Here is an 18,013-nt window from a genome sequence, read left to right on the forward strand (position 1 = left end):
AACAAAGCCCGGGCTTGAGAAAGTCTGGGCTTTGCGCATAAAAAAAGGCTGTGTCAGCGTTTTGACACAACCTCTTTTTGTTGTAAAAGATGGATTTATAAACCCGGAAATCCAATGGCAGAGTTTTTAATAAACTCAGATACCGTTCTTAATAAACTACTCAAAAGTTTATTAAAAACGTACTATTTGTTTATGTGGAAATTTGTTTGTTTTTTTATAAAATCTTAAATTGGCGTTTAGAACATTCTTTGTTGAAGATAACTATACTTTACAATTCGAAAAGTAATCAAACGAAACAATAGCTTTCCTGTTGGCTAAATTTATACATGAAGTTCCAGAACGAACCGTGTTCCTTTCGTATAATTCGTATCCAGTGTCAGGCTTCCGTTCATCTTGGCAGCAATTAGTGAACAGATCGGTAATCCTAGTCCATCTCCTGTAGTCAGGTCTTTCACTTCTGTGAAAGGTTTGAAGAGATTTTCCTGTTGCTCTGCCGGAATTCCAGTTCCTGTATCCGTAACGATGAATTGGTGCGTGTGCGCTCCCCGTTTCTTGAATTCGAGACTGATACGACCCTGATCGGTGTAGAAAGCGGCATTTTTCAGTAAATAGAGAAGAATGCGTTCCAATTGTTCCTTGTTTGTCTTTACCTGAAGTTTTGGTGCATTGACTGAAGATGTGACATCCTGTTTTATGTATTCTTTAACTTTATCCATCACATTCTCACAGAAAGTTCCCACGTTGATTTCACTTAGTTCATAAAACTCGGTTAATGAGTTTTCCAAAGATGACAGTTCTTGAATGTCATCACTGAATTTCTTCAAAGCTGCGACTTGTCCCTGCATTTGGGCCGCTTCTTGAGGAGCCTTTTGTGACAGTTCTTCGGCTGAAGTAGCCAGCGTATTCAGGGTAGGCTCCATTTGCGAAGATATATTCTGTATGAATTTGGTTTTTAGTTCATTGTGTTCATTGGCAATTTTTACACTTTTCTTTAATTTATGATTGTTGGCGATGAATCGTAGCAATATCACAGCCAGTATCGCCAGGCTGGCTACCAATATGACTGCCAGCACACAGAGACCTATGATTATATATTGCTTGGCAGATAGTGAGTCGTCCTTTTCCTGTATGGTCAGTTGGCTTTCGTCATATTTTCTCTTCAGTACATTTAGTTCGTCTTGTGCGGTTAATGCTTTTACCGAGTCTGTCCAGACAATGAAACTTTCGTAAGTGCGTTCCATCAGTGGAGCATTATTGCCTTTTCGTGCAATATTGATAAGATTCTTGTAGCAATCGCTCACTTTGGCGTAGTCCTTCTTTTCCTTATATTGGTTGATAAGTTTGCGGAAACAGGCATCGCCTTGTGTACTTTGGTTGAAAGTATAGTAATAATTGGCTTTTGTATACAACAGTACCTCCGTTAGGGAGTCATTCTTTGCAAGATTAGCCATTTCTTCCAGTTTGTCCAACTGAGTCTTTGCTTGTGCGGGATTTTTCAGTGCGGTGTACATCTGCAATCGTTCCTTGTTTATAAGGAAACGCAGGTCATAAAAGACTTTCTTTTTATTCTGTTCTCCGGTCCATAGAAGCTGCTCCATGTCACGGCAAAGCTCGAATCCCTCTTTGTAAAAGTTCTCTCTGACGTATAAAGCATTAGCCTGAACGCCACATTCTATTGCTTGTGGATAGTTTTCGCGGCTTGCAAATGCTTCGTATGCTTTTTTGAATAAGTAACGTGCTTTGATGTAATCTTTTTGATTAAGACTGCTTTGTGCTTGTTTTTTTAGTTCTGTGGCTCTGTCTTGGGGAGTTTGCGCATAAGCCATTATGCTCAAACAAAATATCATTAAAAGACTTGTTATCGACGTTTTCATATTTATTGCATATTTGTTTGTCACAAATGTAAAACAAATATATGAAAAAAGATAGTGTTATCGATGAAATAATTCTATTCTGTTTCTATTCATTATTATTATCCTGCCCAGTTCTCTCTGTCGAGATTCCGATAGCTGATGGCTTCTGCCAAATGACTAGGAAGTATTTGTTCTACTCCTTCCAAATCAGCGATTGTACGGGCAACTTTTAAAATCCGGTCATAGGCTCGGGCAGACAAATTGAATCGTTCCATTGCGTTTTTTAGCAATGCGAGTCCTTTCTCATTCGGTTGAGCATACATTGCAAGCAATTTGCTGTTCATTTGTGCATTGCAATAAATTCCGGCATATTCGGTGTATCGTCTTTCCTGCAGTTGACGGGCTTTTATCACTCGTTGCCGGATGATATTGCTCGGTTCTCCCTGCCTTTGATCGGAAATCTTATCAAAAGGTACAGGAACGATCTCTATTTGAATATCAATCCGGTCTAATAATGGACCGGATATCTTATTCAAGTACTTTTGGACTTGCCCGGGACTGCATACACACGCTTTTGTCGGATGGTTATAATATCCGCAGGGACATGGATTCATGGATGCGATCAGCATCAGATTGGCCGGATAACTGATAGTGCTTTTGATGCGGGAAATGGTGATTTGACGGTCCTCCAATGGTTGGCGCAATACTTCTAGCACTCCTCGGTTGAATTCCGGTAACTCATCTAAAAAAAGTACTCCATTATGTGCCAGACTGATTTCTCCCGGTTGTGGAAAACTACCTCCACCAACCATCGCCACTTGGGAAATTGTGTGGTGTGGGTCGCGGAATGGACGCTGGGAAATCAATGAGGACCCGCGTTTCAGTTGTCCGGCAACTGAATGTATCTTGGTGGTTTCTAAACTTTCACCCAGTGAAAGAGGAGGAAGAATGGAAGGAAGGCGTTTGGCCATCATTGATTTACCGCTGCCCGGAGCGCCTACCATTATTAAATTATGTCCTCCGGCTGCCGCAACTTCTAGTGCCCTTTTTACATTCTCTTGTCCTTTTACGTCTGCAAAATCCAGGTCACAGTTGGTCTGCTGTTGATAGAATTCTTCCCGTGTATTGACAACAGTCGGCTCTAATTCGCGTTCATTATTGAAGAACTCGACGACCTCCTTGATATTACTGACTCCATATACTTTTAATTGATTGACAACAGCAGCTTCCCGTGCGTTTTGTTGGGGAATGATTAGTCCTTCGAAACCATCCTCGCGAGCTTTGATAGCAATGGGAAGCGCACCTTTGATAGGTTGGATACTTCCGTCCAGACTTAGTTCGCCCATTAGCAAATAGCGGGAAAACTTCTCGGAAGAGATGGTTTCGTTAGCTCCTAATAATCCGATGGCAAGAGGCAAGTCATAAGCTGAACCCTCTTTTCGAATGTCAGCAGGTGCCATGTTGACTACTATATTGCTGGTGGGCATTTTATAACCATTCACCAGTAATGCGGAGATGATGCGTTGATGGCTTTCTTTGACCGCAGAATCCGGAAGGCCGACGAGATAGAACATACAGCCGCGCGAGCTGTTGACTTCGATTGTGATGAGTGTTGCATCAATCCCTTGAACAGCCGCTCCGAATACTTTAATTAACACGTTTGATTACTGGTTATTTTTTCTTCTTATTGTCTTGTTTTTCCTTTTCTTCAGCAGCTGTAACTGCTTCTTCAATCTTCTTTTTCAACTGTTCTCCTTTGAGGTTTTTCGCTAGAATCTTACCGTCTGCCGACAGAAGAATGTTGCTGGGAACTTCTTTGATGGCATATTGTTTGGCAACTTCGGAATTTAGCCCGCCAAAATCACAGACTTGTTCCCAATTGAGCGTATCACGTTTAATAGCATCCTGCCATTCTTTCTTGTCCATGTCAAAGGAGACCCCGAGCATAGCGATGTGTTTGTTCTTTTTGTACTTTTGATAAAGTTCTTTTAATTCGCTATTGCTTTGATGATTGGAAATACTATCTGTCCATGAGGCCCAAAAGTTGATTAACAGATTCTTCTTTTTGAGATCTTCGGATGAACGGGTAATTTTCTCTCCTTTTATATTAGGAAGGCTGAAAAACGGAGCATATTTGCCTATCTCTGTCTTTTCGGACAAGGAAATGGCTTCATTCAGTTGCTCGATGTATAGCTTGTCTTGCAGTATTCCTGTCATGACTTCAATTAATTTCTTTATCTTGTTGAAATCAGGAGAGTCTTTCTGCACAAAGTATTTATCCAACAGGTAAAGACTGACAAAAGAAGAATGATGTGCCGTGATGAATTCTTCTGCCTTTTGCTCTAAATCTTTTTCGGAAGGGTTGTTTAAACTACCCAGTTCTTTCTGAAAGGCTGTGAACTCTTCATTATATTTATTCCCGTTGATGTCCAGAAATTCGAGGTGGTCTATATTTCCTTTTATCTTGATTTGGTTTCCTTTATCGAGGAAGATTGGATATTCTATCTGGTTATCAATCAGCAGATAGGCCGAAGTTATGGTGTCTATGGAGGTGGTGTAAGAGAATTTGTCTCCGTTCGCGAAAATAGTATCTATCCGATCAAAGGATTCGTCCATTCCGTACAGGTAGAGCGTATCTGTACCCAGTCCCTTGATTTCCCCGGTTATGCTTGTTTTCTTAGAAGATTTGCCACAACCACACAGACAGATGATTATAAGGATTAAAATGCTGCTCTTTTTCATTGCTTTGAATTCTTTTCTGCGAAAGTACGGTTTTTACGGATAAAAAAAAAGAATTGCCCGTCATTTATAATGACAGGCAATTCTTAATATTTAAAATAGAGTGGTAATTCTCTTATTTAACGATGCTCATGAAATCTGCATTTGTGAAGTATTTTGCAAATTCCAGGTCAGTAGCTGCTTTCTTAGCTAATGAAGAATCTTTAGCAACTGCGCTCTTCAAGCTGCTTGTTACCATAGAAGAATTGTTAGTTCTAGCACCTAAAACCGCCATCAGGTAGTCAGTGTAAGCATCAGGTCTTTCTACGTTAGCCAACGTATTTTTAGCTTTGTTGTAGTCCTTAGCAAGGATTTGAGCCAAAGCAGCACTGTTAGTCTTAGAGTCACCGAATGAGTTAACTGCTCTTTCATATTGACCTTGAGCGATGTACAGGTTACCCATAGATTCGCCAAGTTCTTTTGTTCCGGCAGCTTTACCGAAGTATGCTTCTGCAGCAGTTTTGTCACCCTTCATCAAAGAAACCAAACCTAAGTTCATGTTAACTTCAGGAGTAGCATTAACGCTGGCAGCTTTCTTGAAGTAAGATTCAGCTTTGTCAATGTTACCAGCCTGGTAAGCTAATTTACCCAAGTTGTTGTAACCACGGTAATCGTTCGGGAATTGTTTGGTAGCTTGAGTATAGATAGCTTCTTGTTTAGCAGGATCGCTAGTCAGTGTAGCAGCATACAGCAATTCTTCTACATTCAGTTCAGAAGGATTAGAAGAAGCCAGTTTAGTGATTTCTTCGTCAGACTTACCGATGATTTCATAGTTCAAAGTCAAACGAGAACGACGCAACTGAGGAAGAATAGTGTTAGCCAATTCTTTGTATACAGCGGAGATGTTTTTGATTTCGCTTTCTCTTTGAGCAGGATCTTGGTACATTGCAATAACGCGGAGGATCAACTCTTTGTCTTGGATGTTAGATTTAGAAACCAGTTCTTGGAAACCTTCCCAGTCCTGTGCAGTATATTTAGCATCGATCGGAGCGTCGATTTTTGCTTTCTTCAGGTCTTTGCTCAACATCTTAGTAGTGTTGTCTTCGCGGTTTTCAGCAAGAGTAGTATTCAAGCTTACACCACCATCAGGAGAAGCGTATGCAGAAACTTCGATGTTGCTGATCTTCTTGTTAGCAGCTTCGTTTACGTTAGCTACTTCTTTGTTGAATTCTTTAGCAGTCTTCAATTCGCTGGAACGAATGTTAGCTTGTTGGATCAAGAACATGATGTTAGCATCGTGTTTTTCTTTGATGATACGTTGGAAAGCGTCTTCGCCCAATGCAGGGTTAGCGTTACCTAATGTATTGTTTACTAATTCAGAAGTAGAGATTACACCATCAGCAATTTTCACAGCAGGAATAGTAACTACTTTCTTACCGATAGTAGCTTTGAATTCCAGGTACAATTCAGACTTAGCCATTTCCGGAACATAGTCGAAAGAAGTTTTCATAGTGTAGCTACCGCCCATCTTGTAAGAGATAGTCTGGTCGTTACCTTCCACTTTTTCACCTTGGAAAGTAGCTGGTTGGCCTTTAGCTTCGCCGCCATTCCATTTCAAAACCGGAGTTACTTCTACAACCGCTTTCTTGTTGAAATACTTTTCAGGAAATTTACCATTGATGGTCGCAGGAACTTTACCACCTACTGCCTCCAGCACTTGCGGAGTAACAGTGAAGTAATCAGCTGATAATTCACCCATTTTTTTGCTGCAAGAAGAGAATAATGCAACAACCATTGCCATGAGTAAAGGCAAGTACAACTTCTTAGTCATTTTAGGTATAAATTAAATGTTTGTAATTGAAATATCGTCTATTTGTCAACCTCCTTCTGCTCGCACAGAAAAAGTAACGCAAAGATATTAATTCTTAATATAAATATATAGATAAGGGGCTGATTTTATCATAATTTAATGAAATAACTCCTCTTTTTCTTTCCGGTACTTGATATTTCGCGGGTGATGCTCAATAATCTCACTACGAAGCATGTTGCGGTCAATGTGTGTATAGATTTCCGTTGTCGCAATAGATTCATGTCCGAGCATGCATTGAATGGCTCGCAAATTGGCTCCACCTTCCAGTAAATGAGTGGCGAAGGAATGCCGGAAAGTGTGCGGACTGATGTTTTTGGTAATGCCTGCTTTTTCCGCTAATTCTTTTATCATGTGAAAGATCATAATCCGGGAAAGGCCTTTGCCTCTCCGTTGGCTGACGAAAACGAAATCCTCATGCCCTTTTTTTACTTCAATTTGGTTACGGTCTGGTATGTAAAGTTTTATTTCATTAATGGCTCGTGGAGAGATGGGGACGAGGCGCTGTTTGCTTCCTTTTCCTTCTACTTTGATAAAACCTTCATCAAAATAAAGGTCGGACAGCTTGAGGGTGACAAGCTCCGATACGCGAAGTCCGCAACTGTATAATGTCTCTAAAATAGCTCTGTTTCGCTGTCCTTCGGTTTTGCTGCGGTCAACGGCAGAGATGATCCGGTCAATTTCCTCCACGGTCAGTACTTCAGGAAGTTTAAAGCCTATTTTAGGTCCTTCTAATAACTCACTGGGGTCTGCTTCCAGGTAGTCTTCAATGATGAGAAAACGGAAGAATGATTTGATTCCTGATAAGATGCGGGCCTGTGAACGGGGGTGAATGCCAATATCGTGTAATCCGGCTGCAAAATGTTGAAGATCAGATAAACATACGTCTAGTATCCCTACCTTTTCCTGCTCCAAAAAGTTTATCAGTTTGTCCAGATCCGTAAGATAGGCATCCAGCGTATTAGGAGATAAAGACTTTTCCAGTTTGAGATACTGCTGATACTTCCTGATTATCACCTCTTGTTGTTCCTTCTTCTTCTTTTTTTCGTTGATTTCCATTTCTTTTTTCTACCTTTGCACCTTGAAATATTGTTCTTTGGATACAAAGGTATATAAAAAACAGGATTGCGCGATGAAGATACAAATTATTAATGGCCCGAATATTAATCTGTTGGGTAAGCGTGAACCTTCCATTTACGGAAGCGTTACATTTGAAGATTACTTGGCTGATCTTCGCAAAAGATACGTTGACGTGGAGATCGACTATTTTCAATCGAATATTGAGGGTGAAATGATAGACTGCATACAGCGGGTAGGATTTGATGTGGATGGCATCATTCTGAATGCAGGTGCGTATACACATACTTCCATAGCCTTGCAGGATGCTATTCGCTCTGTGACGTCTCCGGTGATTGAGGTACATATTTCCAATGTGCATAATCGGGAGTCTTTCCGACACGTATCGATGATTGCTTGTGCCTGCAAGGGAGTGATTTGTGGCTTTGGGTTGAATTCGTACCGTTTGGCCTTGGAAGCTTTGTTAGATAGATAATAAATAAGGTAATATAATATATAATAGGTAGAAAGACTATGTTATTGAAACAGACTAAAATTGTGGCTTCCATCTCGGATAGACGTTGCGATGTGGATTTTATAAAACAGTTGTTTGAAGCTGGGATGAATGTGGTGCGTATGAATACAGCGCACGCTAGCCGTGAAGGTTTTGAAGCTTTGATTGCAAATGTACGTGCTGTGTCCAACCGTATTGCGATCTTGATGGATACAAAAGGTCCGGAAGTTCGTACGACGGCTAATGCAGAACCAATTCCATATAAGACAGGTGATAAAGTAAAGATTGTAGGCAATCCGGATTTGGAGACAACACGTGAATGTATTGCTGTTTCATACCCGAACTTTGTGTCCGATCTGAATATCGGTGGTATGATCCTGATTGACGATGGTGATCTGGAACTGGAAGTTATTGATAAGACTAACGATTATTTGTTGTGTGAAGTCAAGAACGATGCTACTTTGGGAAGCCGTAAGAGCGTAAATGTTCCGGGTGTTCGCATTAATCTTCCGTCATTAACGGAAAAAGACCGTAACAATATTCTTTATGCTATTGAAAAGGATATTGATTTTATCGCTCATTCTTTTGTACGCAATCGTCAGGATGTGCTTGATATACGTGAAATTCTGGATGCTCATAATAGTGATATTAAGATTATTGCTAAGATTGAGAATCAGGAAGGGGTAGATAATATTGATGAAATTCTGGAAGTGGCAGATGGTGTAATGGTGGCCCGTGGGGACTTGGGTATTGAAGTGCCTCAAGAACGTATTCCGGGAATCCAGCGTGTATTGATTCGCAAGTGTATTTTGGCAAAGAAGCCGGTAATCGTTGCTACTCAAATGCTCCATACAATGATAAATAATCCTCGTCCGACTCGTGCGGAAGTGACTGATATTGCTAATGCAATCTACTATCGTACAGATGCATTGATGTTGAGTGGGGAAACTGCTTATGGTAAGTATCCGGTAGAGGCAGTGAGAACAATGACTAAGATTGCTGCCCAGGCTGAAAAAGATAAATTGGAGGAAAATGATATCCGTATTCCATTGGATGAGAATAGTAATGATGTTACGGCATTCCTTGCTAAACAGGCTGTGAAGGCTACTTCTAAACTAAAAATACGTGCCATTATTACTGATAGCTATAGCGGACGTACTGCCCGCAATCTGGCAGCTTTCCGTGGAAAGTATCCGGTGTTGGCTATCTGTTATAAAGAAAAGACGATGCGTCATTTGGCTTTGTCTTATGGTGTGGAAGCTATCTATATGCCGGAATTGGCTAACGGACAGGAGTATTACTTTGCAGCATTGCGCCGTTTGTTGAAAGAAGGTCGTTTACAGCCTTCTGATATGGTTGGTTATTTGAGTAGTGGTAAGGCAGGAACAAAGACCTCATTCCTCGAAATCAATGTAGTGGAAGATGCTTTGAAGCATGCAGAGGAGACTGTATTACCTAACAACAACCGTTATCTTTAATTTTTAAAGAGGTAAGTTTTATGCAGGAAACCGAATCGATAGACGAATATATTTTGCAGCATATTGATCCCGAGAGCGATTATTTAAAATCGCTCTACCGGGACACACATGTAAAACTGCTCCGTCCTCGTATGGTTTCCGGTCATTTGCAGGGACGGATGCTGAAAATGTTTGTAGAAATGATTCGGCCCCGTCAGATATTGGAAATAGGAACGTATAGTGGCTATTCTGCCCTTTGTCTGGCAGAAGGTCTGGCCGAAGGTGGAATGTTGCATACGTTTGAGATCAATGATGAACAAGAGGATTTTACCCGTCCATGGTTGGAAAAATCACCATTTGCCGATAAAATTCGTTTTTATATAGGTGATGCTTTAGAACTTGTTCCGTGTTTAGGTGTTACCTTTGATATGGCTTTTATTGATGGTGATAAGCGTAAGTATATTGAATATTACGAGATGACGTTGGCGCATTTATCTGCAGGCGGTTATATCATTGCTGATAATACTTTGTGGGACGGTCATGTTCTCGAACAGCCTCGCAACACGGATGCACAGACGATTGGTATTAAAGCCTTCAATGATTTGGTGGCGGAAGATGTGCGAGTGGAAAAAGTGATATTGCCTTTACGTGACGGATTAACGATTATAAGAAAAAAGTAAGATAAAAGAGTAGATTTATGGAAACAACCAGACAGAATAAGATATCTCGCCTGTTGCAGAAAGAGCTAAGTGAGATATTCCTGCTTCAAACAAAGTCCATGCCGGGCACATTGGTCTCTGTTAGTGCAGTTCGTATCAGTCCTGATATGAGTATTGCCCGTGTTTACCTCAGTGTTTTTCCTTCGGAGAAAGCGGAAGAGATGGTGAAGAATATCAATAACAATATGAAATCCATTCGCTATGAACTTGGAACTCGTGTGCGTCACCAGTTGCGCATCATTCCCGAGCTGAAATTCTTTGTGGATGATTCATTGGATTATATTGAGAAAATAGATTCATTGCTGAAGTGAAATAACTCATTGCAGAGGTGAACTTCCCTTTTTATATAGCCAGGCGTTATCTTTTCTCAAAAAAAAAGCATAACGCTATTAATATCATATCCGGTATTTCCGTATGTGGGGTAGCCCTTGCTACGCTTGCTTTGGTTTGCACTCTTTCCGTTTTTAATGGTTTTCAGGATATGGTCGCTAGCTTTTTTACGGCTTTTGACCCGCAATTGAAAATAACAGTTCGTGAAGGAAAAGTCTTTGATGCGCAGGATAAACGGATTCGCGCTGTTTGTGCACTTCCTGAAGTAGAGGTGTTTACAGAGACGCTCGAAGAGAATGCAATGGTGCAATACAAGGACCGTCAGGCTATGGTTGTACTAAAAGGGGTGGAGGATAATTTTGAAGAACTGACGGCCATAGACAGCATACTTTATGGCGCGGGAGAATTCGTTCTTCATGATTCGATCGTGAATTATGGCGTCATGGGAGTGGAATTGGTTGCGACCTTGGGAACTGGTTTGGAGTTTGTCGATCCTCTTCAGGTATATCTTCCCAAGCGAAATGCCAAAGTGAACATGGCAAATCCCGGCGCTTCTTTTAATCGTGATTATCTATATTCTCCGGGTGTCGTATTTGTGGTGAATCAGCAAGAATATGATGGAAAATATATTCTGACTTCTCTTGATTTTCTTCGTCAGCTTCTGGATTATACAACAGAAGTCTCTGCGATGGAATTGAAATTGAAATCTAATGTAAATACTTCATCGGTACAATCTAAAATAGAAAACATACTAGGTGATGATTTTGTTGTTCAGAATCGTTATCAGCAACAGGCAGATGTTTTCCGTATTATGGAGATAGAGAAACTAATCTCTTATTTGTTCCTCACTTTTATTTTAATGATAGCCTGTTTTAATGTGATAGGCTCCCTTTCTATGTTGATCTTGGATAAGAAGGATGATGTAGTAACTTTGCGGAGTCTTGGAGCTAGTGATAAACTCATCTCCCGAATATTCCTCTTTGAAGGACGTCTCATTTCTCTTTTTGGCGCTATTTCCGGTATTGTCCTGGGCTTAATCCTATGTTTTATCCAACAGAAATTCGGTATAATTTCATTGGGAGGCGGTGGTGGTACTTTTGTTGTAGACGCCTATCCTGTCAGCGTTCACGCTTGGGATGTGGTACTTATTTTTATCACCGTTTTGGCAGTCGGATTCCTTTCTGTGTGGTATCCTGTACGTTATTTAAGTAAGAGGCTTTTATAAATCAATATTTGGGTCTTTCAAAAGTCCCGATGCTTTCTGATTGCTAAAAGCATCACTTTAAGTGACCATACAGGAAATGTTGAGAACATACCCTTCACTCTTCACCTTTTCTTCGAAACCCTTTATTCATCAGCGATAGCGGGTGAAGGGGCACTCCTTCACCTCGTATTTAATTAAAAAATTGAATTGTACCGGATGCAAATGCATGAATGATGATTGAGTCATTCTTTTATGTAATTTAGTAATAGCTTACATGTAGTCTATTACTGGATAAGTTGCTTTTGCTCCTATGCAAACTTCTTTTGGTCTAGGAGTAAAGTTGTTTTTCAATGGATGCAAACTATAAATACAAGTTTTGTTTTTATAAATGAAGCTTGCGTTTATAAAAACAAAGCTTGCATTTATATGATCAGAATTTGCGTTTATAGTTTCCGTACTATCGGAAATAACTTTACTATTAGACGAAAGTAATTTTACTCCTAATGAAACAGAACTTATCTATTAATAGATTGGAGATGAAGTAGTGGGCTATAATGACCAGTCAACTAAATTGAAAAAGAACCACTAAAGTAAGGACGGTACAGCGTTCAGAGGGAAAAATTCGGTGAAAAGAAGAGCCTTCACCCGCTACCCTCGATGAATAAAGGGTTTCGAAGAAAAGGTGAAAGGTGAACCCCATGTTTGAAAACTTATTGCGTGAGGCGTAAAAGAATCTATCTCTGATGGCACGTCCTACCAAGTTACTTTTTAATCTTTCGTAATTGATAACTTTTAATCCGTTTTTGTGGTTTTTTATTTTTATAATTGCTAATATACTACTATATTTGGCACAATTTTGTTAATTAGAAATAATCTGTAAATACTTCTGTGAGACTTGAAAATGATGACATACGTAAAATTGTAAATGGTGATGAATTCGCTTTCAACCGTTTTATGGAACATTATTCTTCGCGTTTATATCACTATGCATTTGCATTATTAGGACAAAAAGAGCCAGCGGAAGAGATAGTCAGTGATGTCTTTTTTGAAGTCTGGAAAAATAGAAAAGACTTGGCGCAGATTAATAATATGGATGCTTGGATTCAAACAATCACTTATCGAAAGGCTATCTCCTTTTTGAGGAAAGAAACAGGAAAAAGTGATTTGTTGTTTGATGAGATAGGAGAATTCATATTTGATCCGGTTCAATCTCCGGACGAAAAGATGATTAGTAAAGAAGAGATAGCCAGAATAAATGAGGCTATTCAACAACTTCCTCCCAAGTGTAAACATGTTTTCTTTCTGGCTAAAATGGATGGGTTGCCTTATAAAGAGATTGCAGACATATTAAATATATCTGTGAAGACTATCAATAATCATATTGCTTTTGCTTTAGAAGAAATTGCTAAGAATCTGAATCTGGTTTTGCGTAAGAAGTGATTGAAGGTATACTGTTAATTGCTTGTATTTTAAGGGCTTAATTGTTTAAAAGAGCTTCTTGCTATTTTTACTTTTCGAGAAAAATAAAAAAAGTTCATTTTTAACTAGGAGATTTTTTTGAATGTTGCGTCTTTATTTATAAAACAACATTAAAGAAGATTATGGACTTAAAAGGATACCATTGCCTTGCTGATTTATTTGGTAAACTGAATTCTCAAGAAAAGCTTGAGGATGATTTTACTGCTATACCTGAAGGCGGGAAACTGAAATTCTTTTGGGAAAAATGCGGGCATGAAAAGATTGATGCTTCTTCTATAATAGAGCGAACCAAACAAAAAATCCGGAGAGATGTAATGAGGCGTCGAAGAAATTATTTCTTAGTAGCTTCTGCTTCTGTCGCAGCTTCTATTTTAATTTGTATTTCAACCATCCACTTCTTAACTCATTGTGAAAACACTAATTTAGATTTTCAGGCTATTGCCGAACAGATGGACAGCCAGTCTGTTGAAGAAGTGACTCTTATCACTGCTAAAGAACAGCTCAATTTGGATGAGGATGCTTTTGTTACCTATTCAAAAGAAGGAAAGGTTGCTGTTAATTCTAAAGTAATAAGAGAAAAAGAGGAGAAGAAAGTAAAGGGCGAACCGGAATATAACCAGTTACTTGTTCCCGCAGGGAAAAGAGTGCGGGTTGAACTGTCTGACGGAACCCGATTGGTTGTCAACTCTCAATCAAAAGTGATTTATCCTTGTCGTTTTAATGGGGATATTCGTAAAATATATGCCCAGGGAGAGGTGTTTCTGGAAGTTGCTCATGATAAGCAACACCCTTTCATTGTAGAATCTGAAGATTTCAAATTACGGGTATTAGGTACGAAGTTTAATATTTCAAACTACAAGGGGGGGGCAACTAATATTGTATTGGTGGAAGGTTCTGTTGAGGTGACCGATAGGAATGAGAGAAAAGCGCAGCTGGTGCCTAGTGATTTGCTGAATATAGCCAATGGCGCAATTGCCTATCAGAAGCAAGTGGACGTAGCCGAATATATTAGCTGGGTGGATGGTGTCATGTTGTTAAATGGTAATGATTTATCTCATATTATTCAGAAGTTGAGTATTTATTATGGCATTCCTATTCAATGCGATCCGATGGTAGGTAAAGAAAAGGTTTATGGAAAACTAGATTTGAAAGATGATATTGATGAGGTGATTGAATGTATCCGGCAGACAATCCCTATTGAAGTAGAAAAAAGTGATACTAGTATATACTTGAGTAAATAATGACAATTTAATTAATCTTATAAAATCAATATAGCCTATGAGAAACAGATAATACTATTCATGATACACAAAAAAATCGGATAAATATTGCCGTATTTACCCGATAGTAATTCCTTGAGTTAAATCAATAAATCCAAAATTGTTAACCTAAAAAGAAATTTTTATGGTAAAGAAAAGTATTTTTTTACACTTAAAGAAAAGACTTAAGCTTTTTTGCATTATAAACGTCTTTTTTATGATTCCATTTTCTTCATTCGGTGCTAATTCTATTAGTTGGAATTCCGAAGAAGATCTATTCTCAGTACAGTATGAGAATGCTACAGTTAAAGATATTTTAGATTATATCGAAAAACATAGTAAATATATTTTTATATACTCTGCTAATGTTCAGAAAAATCTGAATAACAAAGTCTCCATTTCAGTTTCCAATAAGAAAATAGATGCTGTGTTAAAAGAGCTGTTTTCAGAGACAGGACTGAATTATAAGATGTCGGGAAGACAAATTACAATTTCGATACCAGAAGCTCCTAAAGTACAGCAAGCTACACAACAAAAAGGTATAAAGGTAACAGGTAACGTTTCAGATGAGAAGGGAGAACCTTTGATCGGTGTGACAATTATTCTAAAAAATGATTCTACAGTACATTCATTGACAGACATGAATGGTAATTATAGTATTACTGTTCCTGCAAAGAGGTCAGTGCTCTCTTTCCGTTATATAGGTTTTGTGCCTAAAGAAGAGGTCGTTGATAATCGAAAAGTAGTCAATGTACAGATGGTAGAAGATGTCGGTCAGTTGGATGAAGTTGTCGTTGTGGCTTATGGCGCACAAAAAAAAGAATCTGTAGTGGGTTCTATTACAACAATTGAACCTGCGAAATTAAAAGTATCTACCAGTCGCTCGTTGAGTAATAATTTAGCAGGTACGGTTGCAGGTGTATTGGCAGTTCAACGTTCGGGGGAACCGGGATATGATAATTCAACTTTTTGGATTCGTGGTATTAGTACCTTTCAAAAAGTTGGTGGCGATCCATTAGTTTTAGTTGACGGTATTGAACGTGAATTAAATAATATTGATCCGGAAGAAATTGAGTCTTTTTCTGTATTGAAAGATGCTGCCGCTAGTGCTGTTTATGGAGTACGCGGTGCTAATGGTGTTATCTTGATTAATACAAAACGGGGACAGGTGGGGAAACCACGTGTAACTGTAAAAGCAGAGTTTGCAGCTACACAACCTATAAAACTTCCGGAATATATTGGGGCTGCTGATTACATGCAATTATTGGATGATGTTTTAATCGATACAGGACAGAGACCTATATATACTGATAAAATTGCGAAAACTCGTGCCAATTATGATCCTGATTTATATCCGGACGTGGATTGGGTTGACGCAGTATCTAAGGATCATGCTTCCAATCAGCGTGTGACGGTAGATATCTCTGGTGGTACAGAAATCCTACGTTATTCATTTGTGGCCGCTGTTTATAATGAACGCGGTATTTTGGAACGTGACAAAAAGCGAGAGTGGGATCCTTCTATTAAGCTGCAGAGATATAATGTCCGTTCAAATGTTGATTTAAAGCTATCTCCAACTACACAGCTGCGTTTTAATATTGGAGGATATTTGCAAGATCGTAATTCTACAACACAAAGTGTAAGTGAGATTTTTAATAGAGCTTTCCGTTCTGTTCCATTTCAGTTTCCAGCACAATATTCTACAGGACAAATTGCAGGAACTGAGGAGTCTAATGTGTGGGCAATGGCAACTCAGATGGGGTACCAGCGTACTAGTGCTAGTAAGATTGAAACATTATTTTCACTTGAACAAGACTTGAAATTTATAACTCCGGGGTTAAAGGTAAAAGGAGTATTTTCTTTTGACCGTTATTCTACGGGGACAGTAAAACGGTCAACAAAGCCTGATATATATAATGCAGCTTCTGGAAGAACGGAAGAGGGGGAATTGATGTTGACAAAAAAGGAGAATGGAAGCAATACATTAGGACATGAATCTACAGGGACTTATGGAACTAAAAGTCTCTATATGGAGGCAACCTTGTCTTATGATCATACATTTGCGGAAAAACATGCAGTATCTGGCATGTTGTTATTTAATCGTCGTCATTTTGATAAAGGAGAGAAACTACCTTATCGAACTCAGGGAATGGCAGGACGTGCTTCTTATACATATTCAGGGAAATATATAGGGGAGTTCAATTTTGGATATAATGGCTCTGAAAATTTTGCTAAGGGAAAACGTTATGGTTTTTTTCCTTCAGGGGCTATTGGTTGGATTGTGTCAGAAGAATCATTTATGCAACCTTTTCGTAGAACTATTTCTAAATTGAAATTACGTGCATCTTATGGGCAAACAGGTAATGCAACTTTGAATGGACGACGTTTTGCATATCTTTCTACTATCAATGATTCATGGGATGATTTGAAACAATATAACTGGGGTACCGAGAGCGGGTATAATCGTAATGGTATGGCTGAAGGTGAGTTTGCAGTTCCTAATTTGACTTGGGAAGTAGTAAATAAAGCGAATGTGGGATTGGAATTGGGACTATTTAATGGTATGGTAGACTTACAATTTGATTTGTTTGACGAACGCCGTCACAATATTTTTATGCCTCGTGAATCGATTCCAATAACTGCCGGATTTATAAAACAACCTTGGGATAATTATGGTAAAATGAAGAATCAAGGGGCAGAGGTTACATTGAATATCAATAAACAGTTTAATAAGAACTTGTTTGTGAGCTTGATGGGGACACTTACATATGCTCATAATGAGATTACAGAAAAGGACGAACCGGCAGCTGTTGTTGGTACAAATCGGGCAGAAACAGGATATCCAACAGGACAAAATAGAGGATATATTGCAGAACGATTGTTTACAAATGATGACTTTGCTGATGTTGCAGCTGGTACTTTAAAAGAGGGTATTCCTGCGCAAACCTTTACTGCTAAATTGCGCCCGGGTGATATTAAATATGTAGATGTAAATCAAGATGGGAAGATTGATGCATTTGATGTATCTCCAATTGGGGGGCCGATAAACCCAGAAATCGTTTATGGGTTTGGGTTAAATATGAAGTGGAAAGATTTAGATTTTGGTGTGTTATTCCAAGGTATCGGTCGAACATGGAATGTTCTTTCTGGCAATATTATTCCTGCGTCAAATAAGGGTACAACCTATAATATCTTTACTAATTATCAAGATCGCTGGACAGTGGATAATCCCAGTCAGGATGTCTTTTATCCACGTTTAGATTATGGTACAAATGCTAATAATAGCCAGAGTTCTACATGGTGGTTACGTAATATGAGTTTCTTACGCATGAAAAATATAGAATTAGGATATTCTTTTCCGAAGAGATGGATGCAAAATATGTTGATCTCCGGAGCGCGTATTTTTGTTAGAGGCTCAAATCTACTGACATTCTCTAAGTTTGATTTGTGGGATCCGGAAGTTACATCGGATAGTGGTGCTTCGAGGACTGGTGCAGTTTATCCAGCTATGAAATCTATATCTGCAGGTTTTGAAATTAAATTCTAAGAATTGATTG

At 39.0% G+C, this 18,013-nt stretch carries 13 protein-coding genes; 8 read left to right on the top strand and 5 right to left on the bottom strand.

What is annotated here, in order from left to right; genetic code table 11:
* Positions 1 to 320 precede the first annotated feature (320 nt).
* The 5 genes from AB5217_RS17055 to xerD all read right to left on the bottom strand — a co-directional run bounded on the left by AB5217_RS17055 (position 321) and on the right by xerD (position 7,497).
* The gene (locus tag AB5217_RS17055; RefSeq protein WP_032846126.1) at positions 321 to 1,874 is read right to left on the bottom strand and encodes a sensor histidine kinase; all 1,554 of its coding nucleotides are present in this window, start codon (positions 1,872 to 1,874) and stop codon (positions 321 to 323) included.
* A 98-nt stretch (positions 1,875 to 1,972) separates the two neighbouring features.
* Positions 1,973 to 3,511 (bottom strand): YifB family Mg chelatase-like AAA ATPase, encoded by a 1,539-nt coding sequence (locus AB5217_RS17060; protein WP_032846128.1) that lies wholly within the window; start codon positions 3,509 to 3,511, stop codon positions 1,973 to 1,975.
* Between the two features lie 13 nt (positions 3,512 to 3,524).
* Positions 3,525 to 4,595, bottom strand: coding sequence for a TlpA disulfide reductase family protein (locus AB5217_RS17065; protein WP_032846130.1), 1,071 nt, complete (start codon positions 4,593 to 4,595; stop codon positions 3,525 to 3,527).
* A gap of 112 nt (positions 4,596 to 4,707) precedes the next feature.
* Entirely contained in the window at positions 4,708 to 6,402 is a 1,695-nt protein-coding gene (locus AB5217_RS17070) for a tetratricopeptide repeat protein (protein WP_004323895.1), read from the bottom strand.
* A gap of 135 nt (positions 6,403 to 6,537) precedes the next feature.
* Positions 6,538 to 7,497, bottom strand: coding sequence for a site-specific tyrosine recombinase XerD (xerD, locus tag AB5217_RS17075; protein ID WP_004302532.1), 960 nt, complete (start codon positions 7,495 to 7,497; stop codon positions 6,538 to 6,540).
* Positions 7,498 to 7,570: 73 nt separating this feature from the next.
* Here xerD and aroQ point away from each other — a divergent pair, with 73 nt between their 5' ends.
* The 8 genes from aroQ (at position 7,571) to AB5217_RS17115 (ending at position 18,003) form a co-directional block, all read left to right on the top strand.
* A complete protein-coding gene (gene aroQ / locus AB5217_RS17080) occupies positions 7,571 to 7,990 on the top strand; it encodes a type II 3-dehydroquinate dehydratase (RefSeq protein WP_032846134.1) in 420 nt (139 codons plus the stop codon).
* Positions 7,991 to 8,028: 38 nt separating this feature from the next.
* Positions 8,029 to 9,486, top strand: a complete 1,458-nt coding sequence (pyk, locus tag AB5217_RS17085; protein WP_004296524.1) for a pyruvate kinase — start codon at positions 8,029 to 8,031, stop codon at positions 9,484 to 9,486.
* A 20-nt stretch (positions 9,487 to 9,506) separates the two neighbouring features.
* Entirely contained in the window at positions 9,507 to 10,145 is a 639-nt protein-coding gene (locus AB5217_RS17090) for an O-methyltransferase (protein ID WP_368112816.1), read from the top strand.
* A 17-nt stretch (positions 10,146 to 10,162) separates the two neighbouring features.
* Complete coding sequence (gene rbfA, locus AB5217_RS17095) at positions 10,163 to 10,495, top strand: 30S ribosome-binding factor RbfA (protein WP_004296522.1); 333 nt, start codon at positions 10,163 to 10,165, stop codon at positions 10,493 to 10,495.
* Between the two features lie 17 nt (positions 10,496 to 10,512).
* A complete protein-coding gene (locus tag AB5217_RS17100) occupies positions 10,513 to 11,739 on the top strand; it encodes an FtsX-like permease family protein (RefSeq protein WP_032846137.1) in 1,227 nt (408 codons plus the stop codon).
* 867 nt (positions 11,740 to 12,606) lie between these two features.
* Complete coding sequence (locus tag AB5217_RS17105; RefSeq protein WP_032846138.1) at positions 12,607 to 13,158, top strand: RNA polymerase sigma factor; 552 nt, start codon at positions 12,607 to 12,609, stop codon at positions 13,156 to 13,158.
* 161 nt (positions 13,159 to 13,319) lie between these two features.
* Positions 13,320 to 14,438 carry a FecR family protein gene (locus AB5217_RS17110; protein ID WP_032846988.1) on the top strand — a complete coding sequence of 373 codons (1,119 nt, stop codon included), beginning with the start codon at positions 13,320 to 13,322 and terminating at the stop codon, positions 14,436 to 14,438.
* A 163-nt stretch (positions 14,439 to 14,601) separates the two neighbouring features.
* Positions 14,602 to 18,003: a TonB-dependent receptor gene (locus tag AB5217_RS17115; protein ID WP_032854855.1), complete on the top strand. Its 3,402-nt coding sequence runs from the start codon at positions 14,602 to 14,604 to the stop codon at positions 18,001 to 18,003.
* Positions 18,004 to 18,013 lie beyond the last annotated feature (10 nt).

Origin of the sequence: Bacteroides sp. MSSM.1001136sp1_RTP21357st2_D2_RTP21359_211015 (assembly GCF_040913205.1) — a bacterium.
Classification (GTDB): domain Bacteria; phylum Bacteroidota; class Bacteroidia; order Bacteroidales; family Bacteroidaceae; genus Bacteroides; species Bacteroides ovatus.

Coding starts and splice junctions, on each gene's coding strand:
- aroQ (WP_032846134.1), top strand. CDS start 7,571: ATGAAGATACAAATTATTAATGGCCCGAATATTAATCTGTTGGGTAAG.
- AB5217_RS17090 (WP_368112816.1), top strand. CDS start 9,507: ATGCAGGAAACCGAATCGATAGACGAATATATTTTGCAGCATATTGAT.
- AB5217_RS17110 (WP_032846988.1), top strand. CDS start 13,320: ATGGACTTAAAAGGATACCATTGCCTTGCTGATTTATTTGGTAAACTG.
- AB5217_RS17070 (WP_004323895.1), bottom strand. CDS start 6,402: ATGACTAAGAAGTTGTACTTGCCTTTACTCATGGCAATGGTTGTTGCA.
- AB5217_RS17115 (WP_032854855.1), top strand. CDS start 14,602: ATGGTAAAGAAAAGTATTTTTTTACACTTAAAGAAAAGACTTAAGCTT.
- AB5217_RS17055 (WP_032846126.1), bottom strand. CDS start 1,874: ATGAAAACGTCGATAACAAGTCTTTTAATGATATTTTGTTTGAGCATA.
- pyk (WP_004296524.1), top strand. CDS start 8,029: ATGTTATTGAAACAGACTAAAATTGTGGCTTCCATCTCGGATAGACGT.
- AB5217_RS17065 (WP_032846130.1), bottom strand. CDS start 4,595: ATGAAAAAGAGCAGCATTTTAATCCTTATAATCATCTGTCTGTGTGGT.
- xerD (WP_004302532.1), bottom strand. CDS start 7,497: ATGGAAATCAACGAAAAAAAGAAGAAGAAGGAACAACAAGAGGTGATA.
- rbfA (WP_004296522.1), top strand. CDS start 10,163: ATGGAAACAACCAGACAGAATAAGATATCTCGCCTGTTGCAGAAAGAG.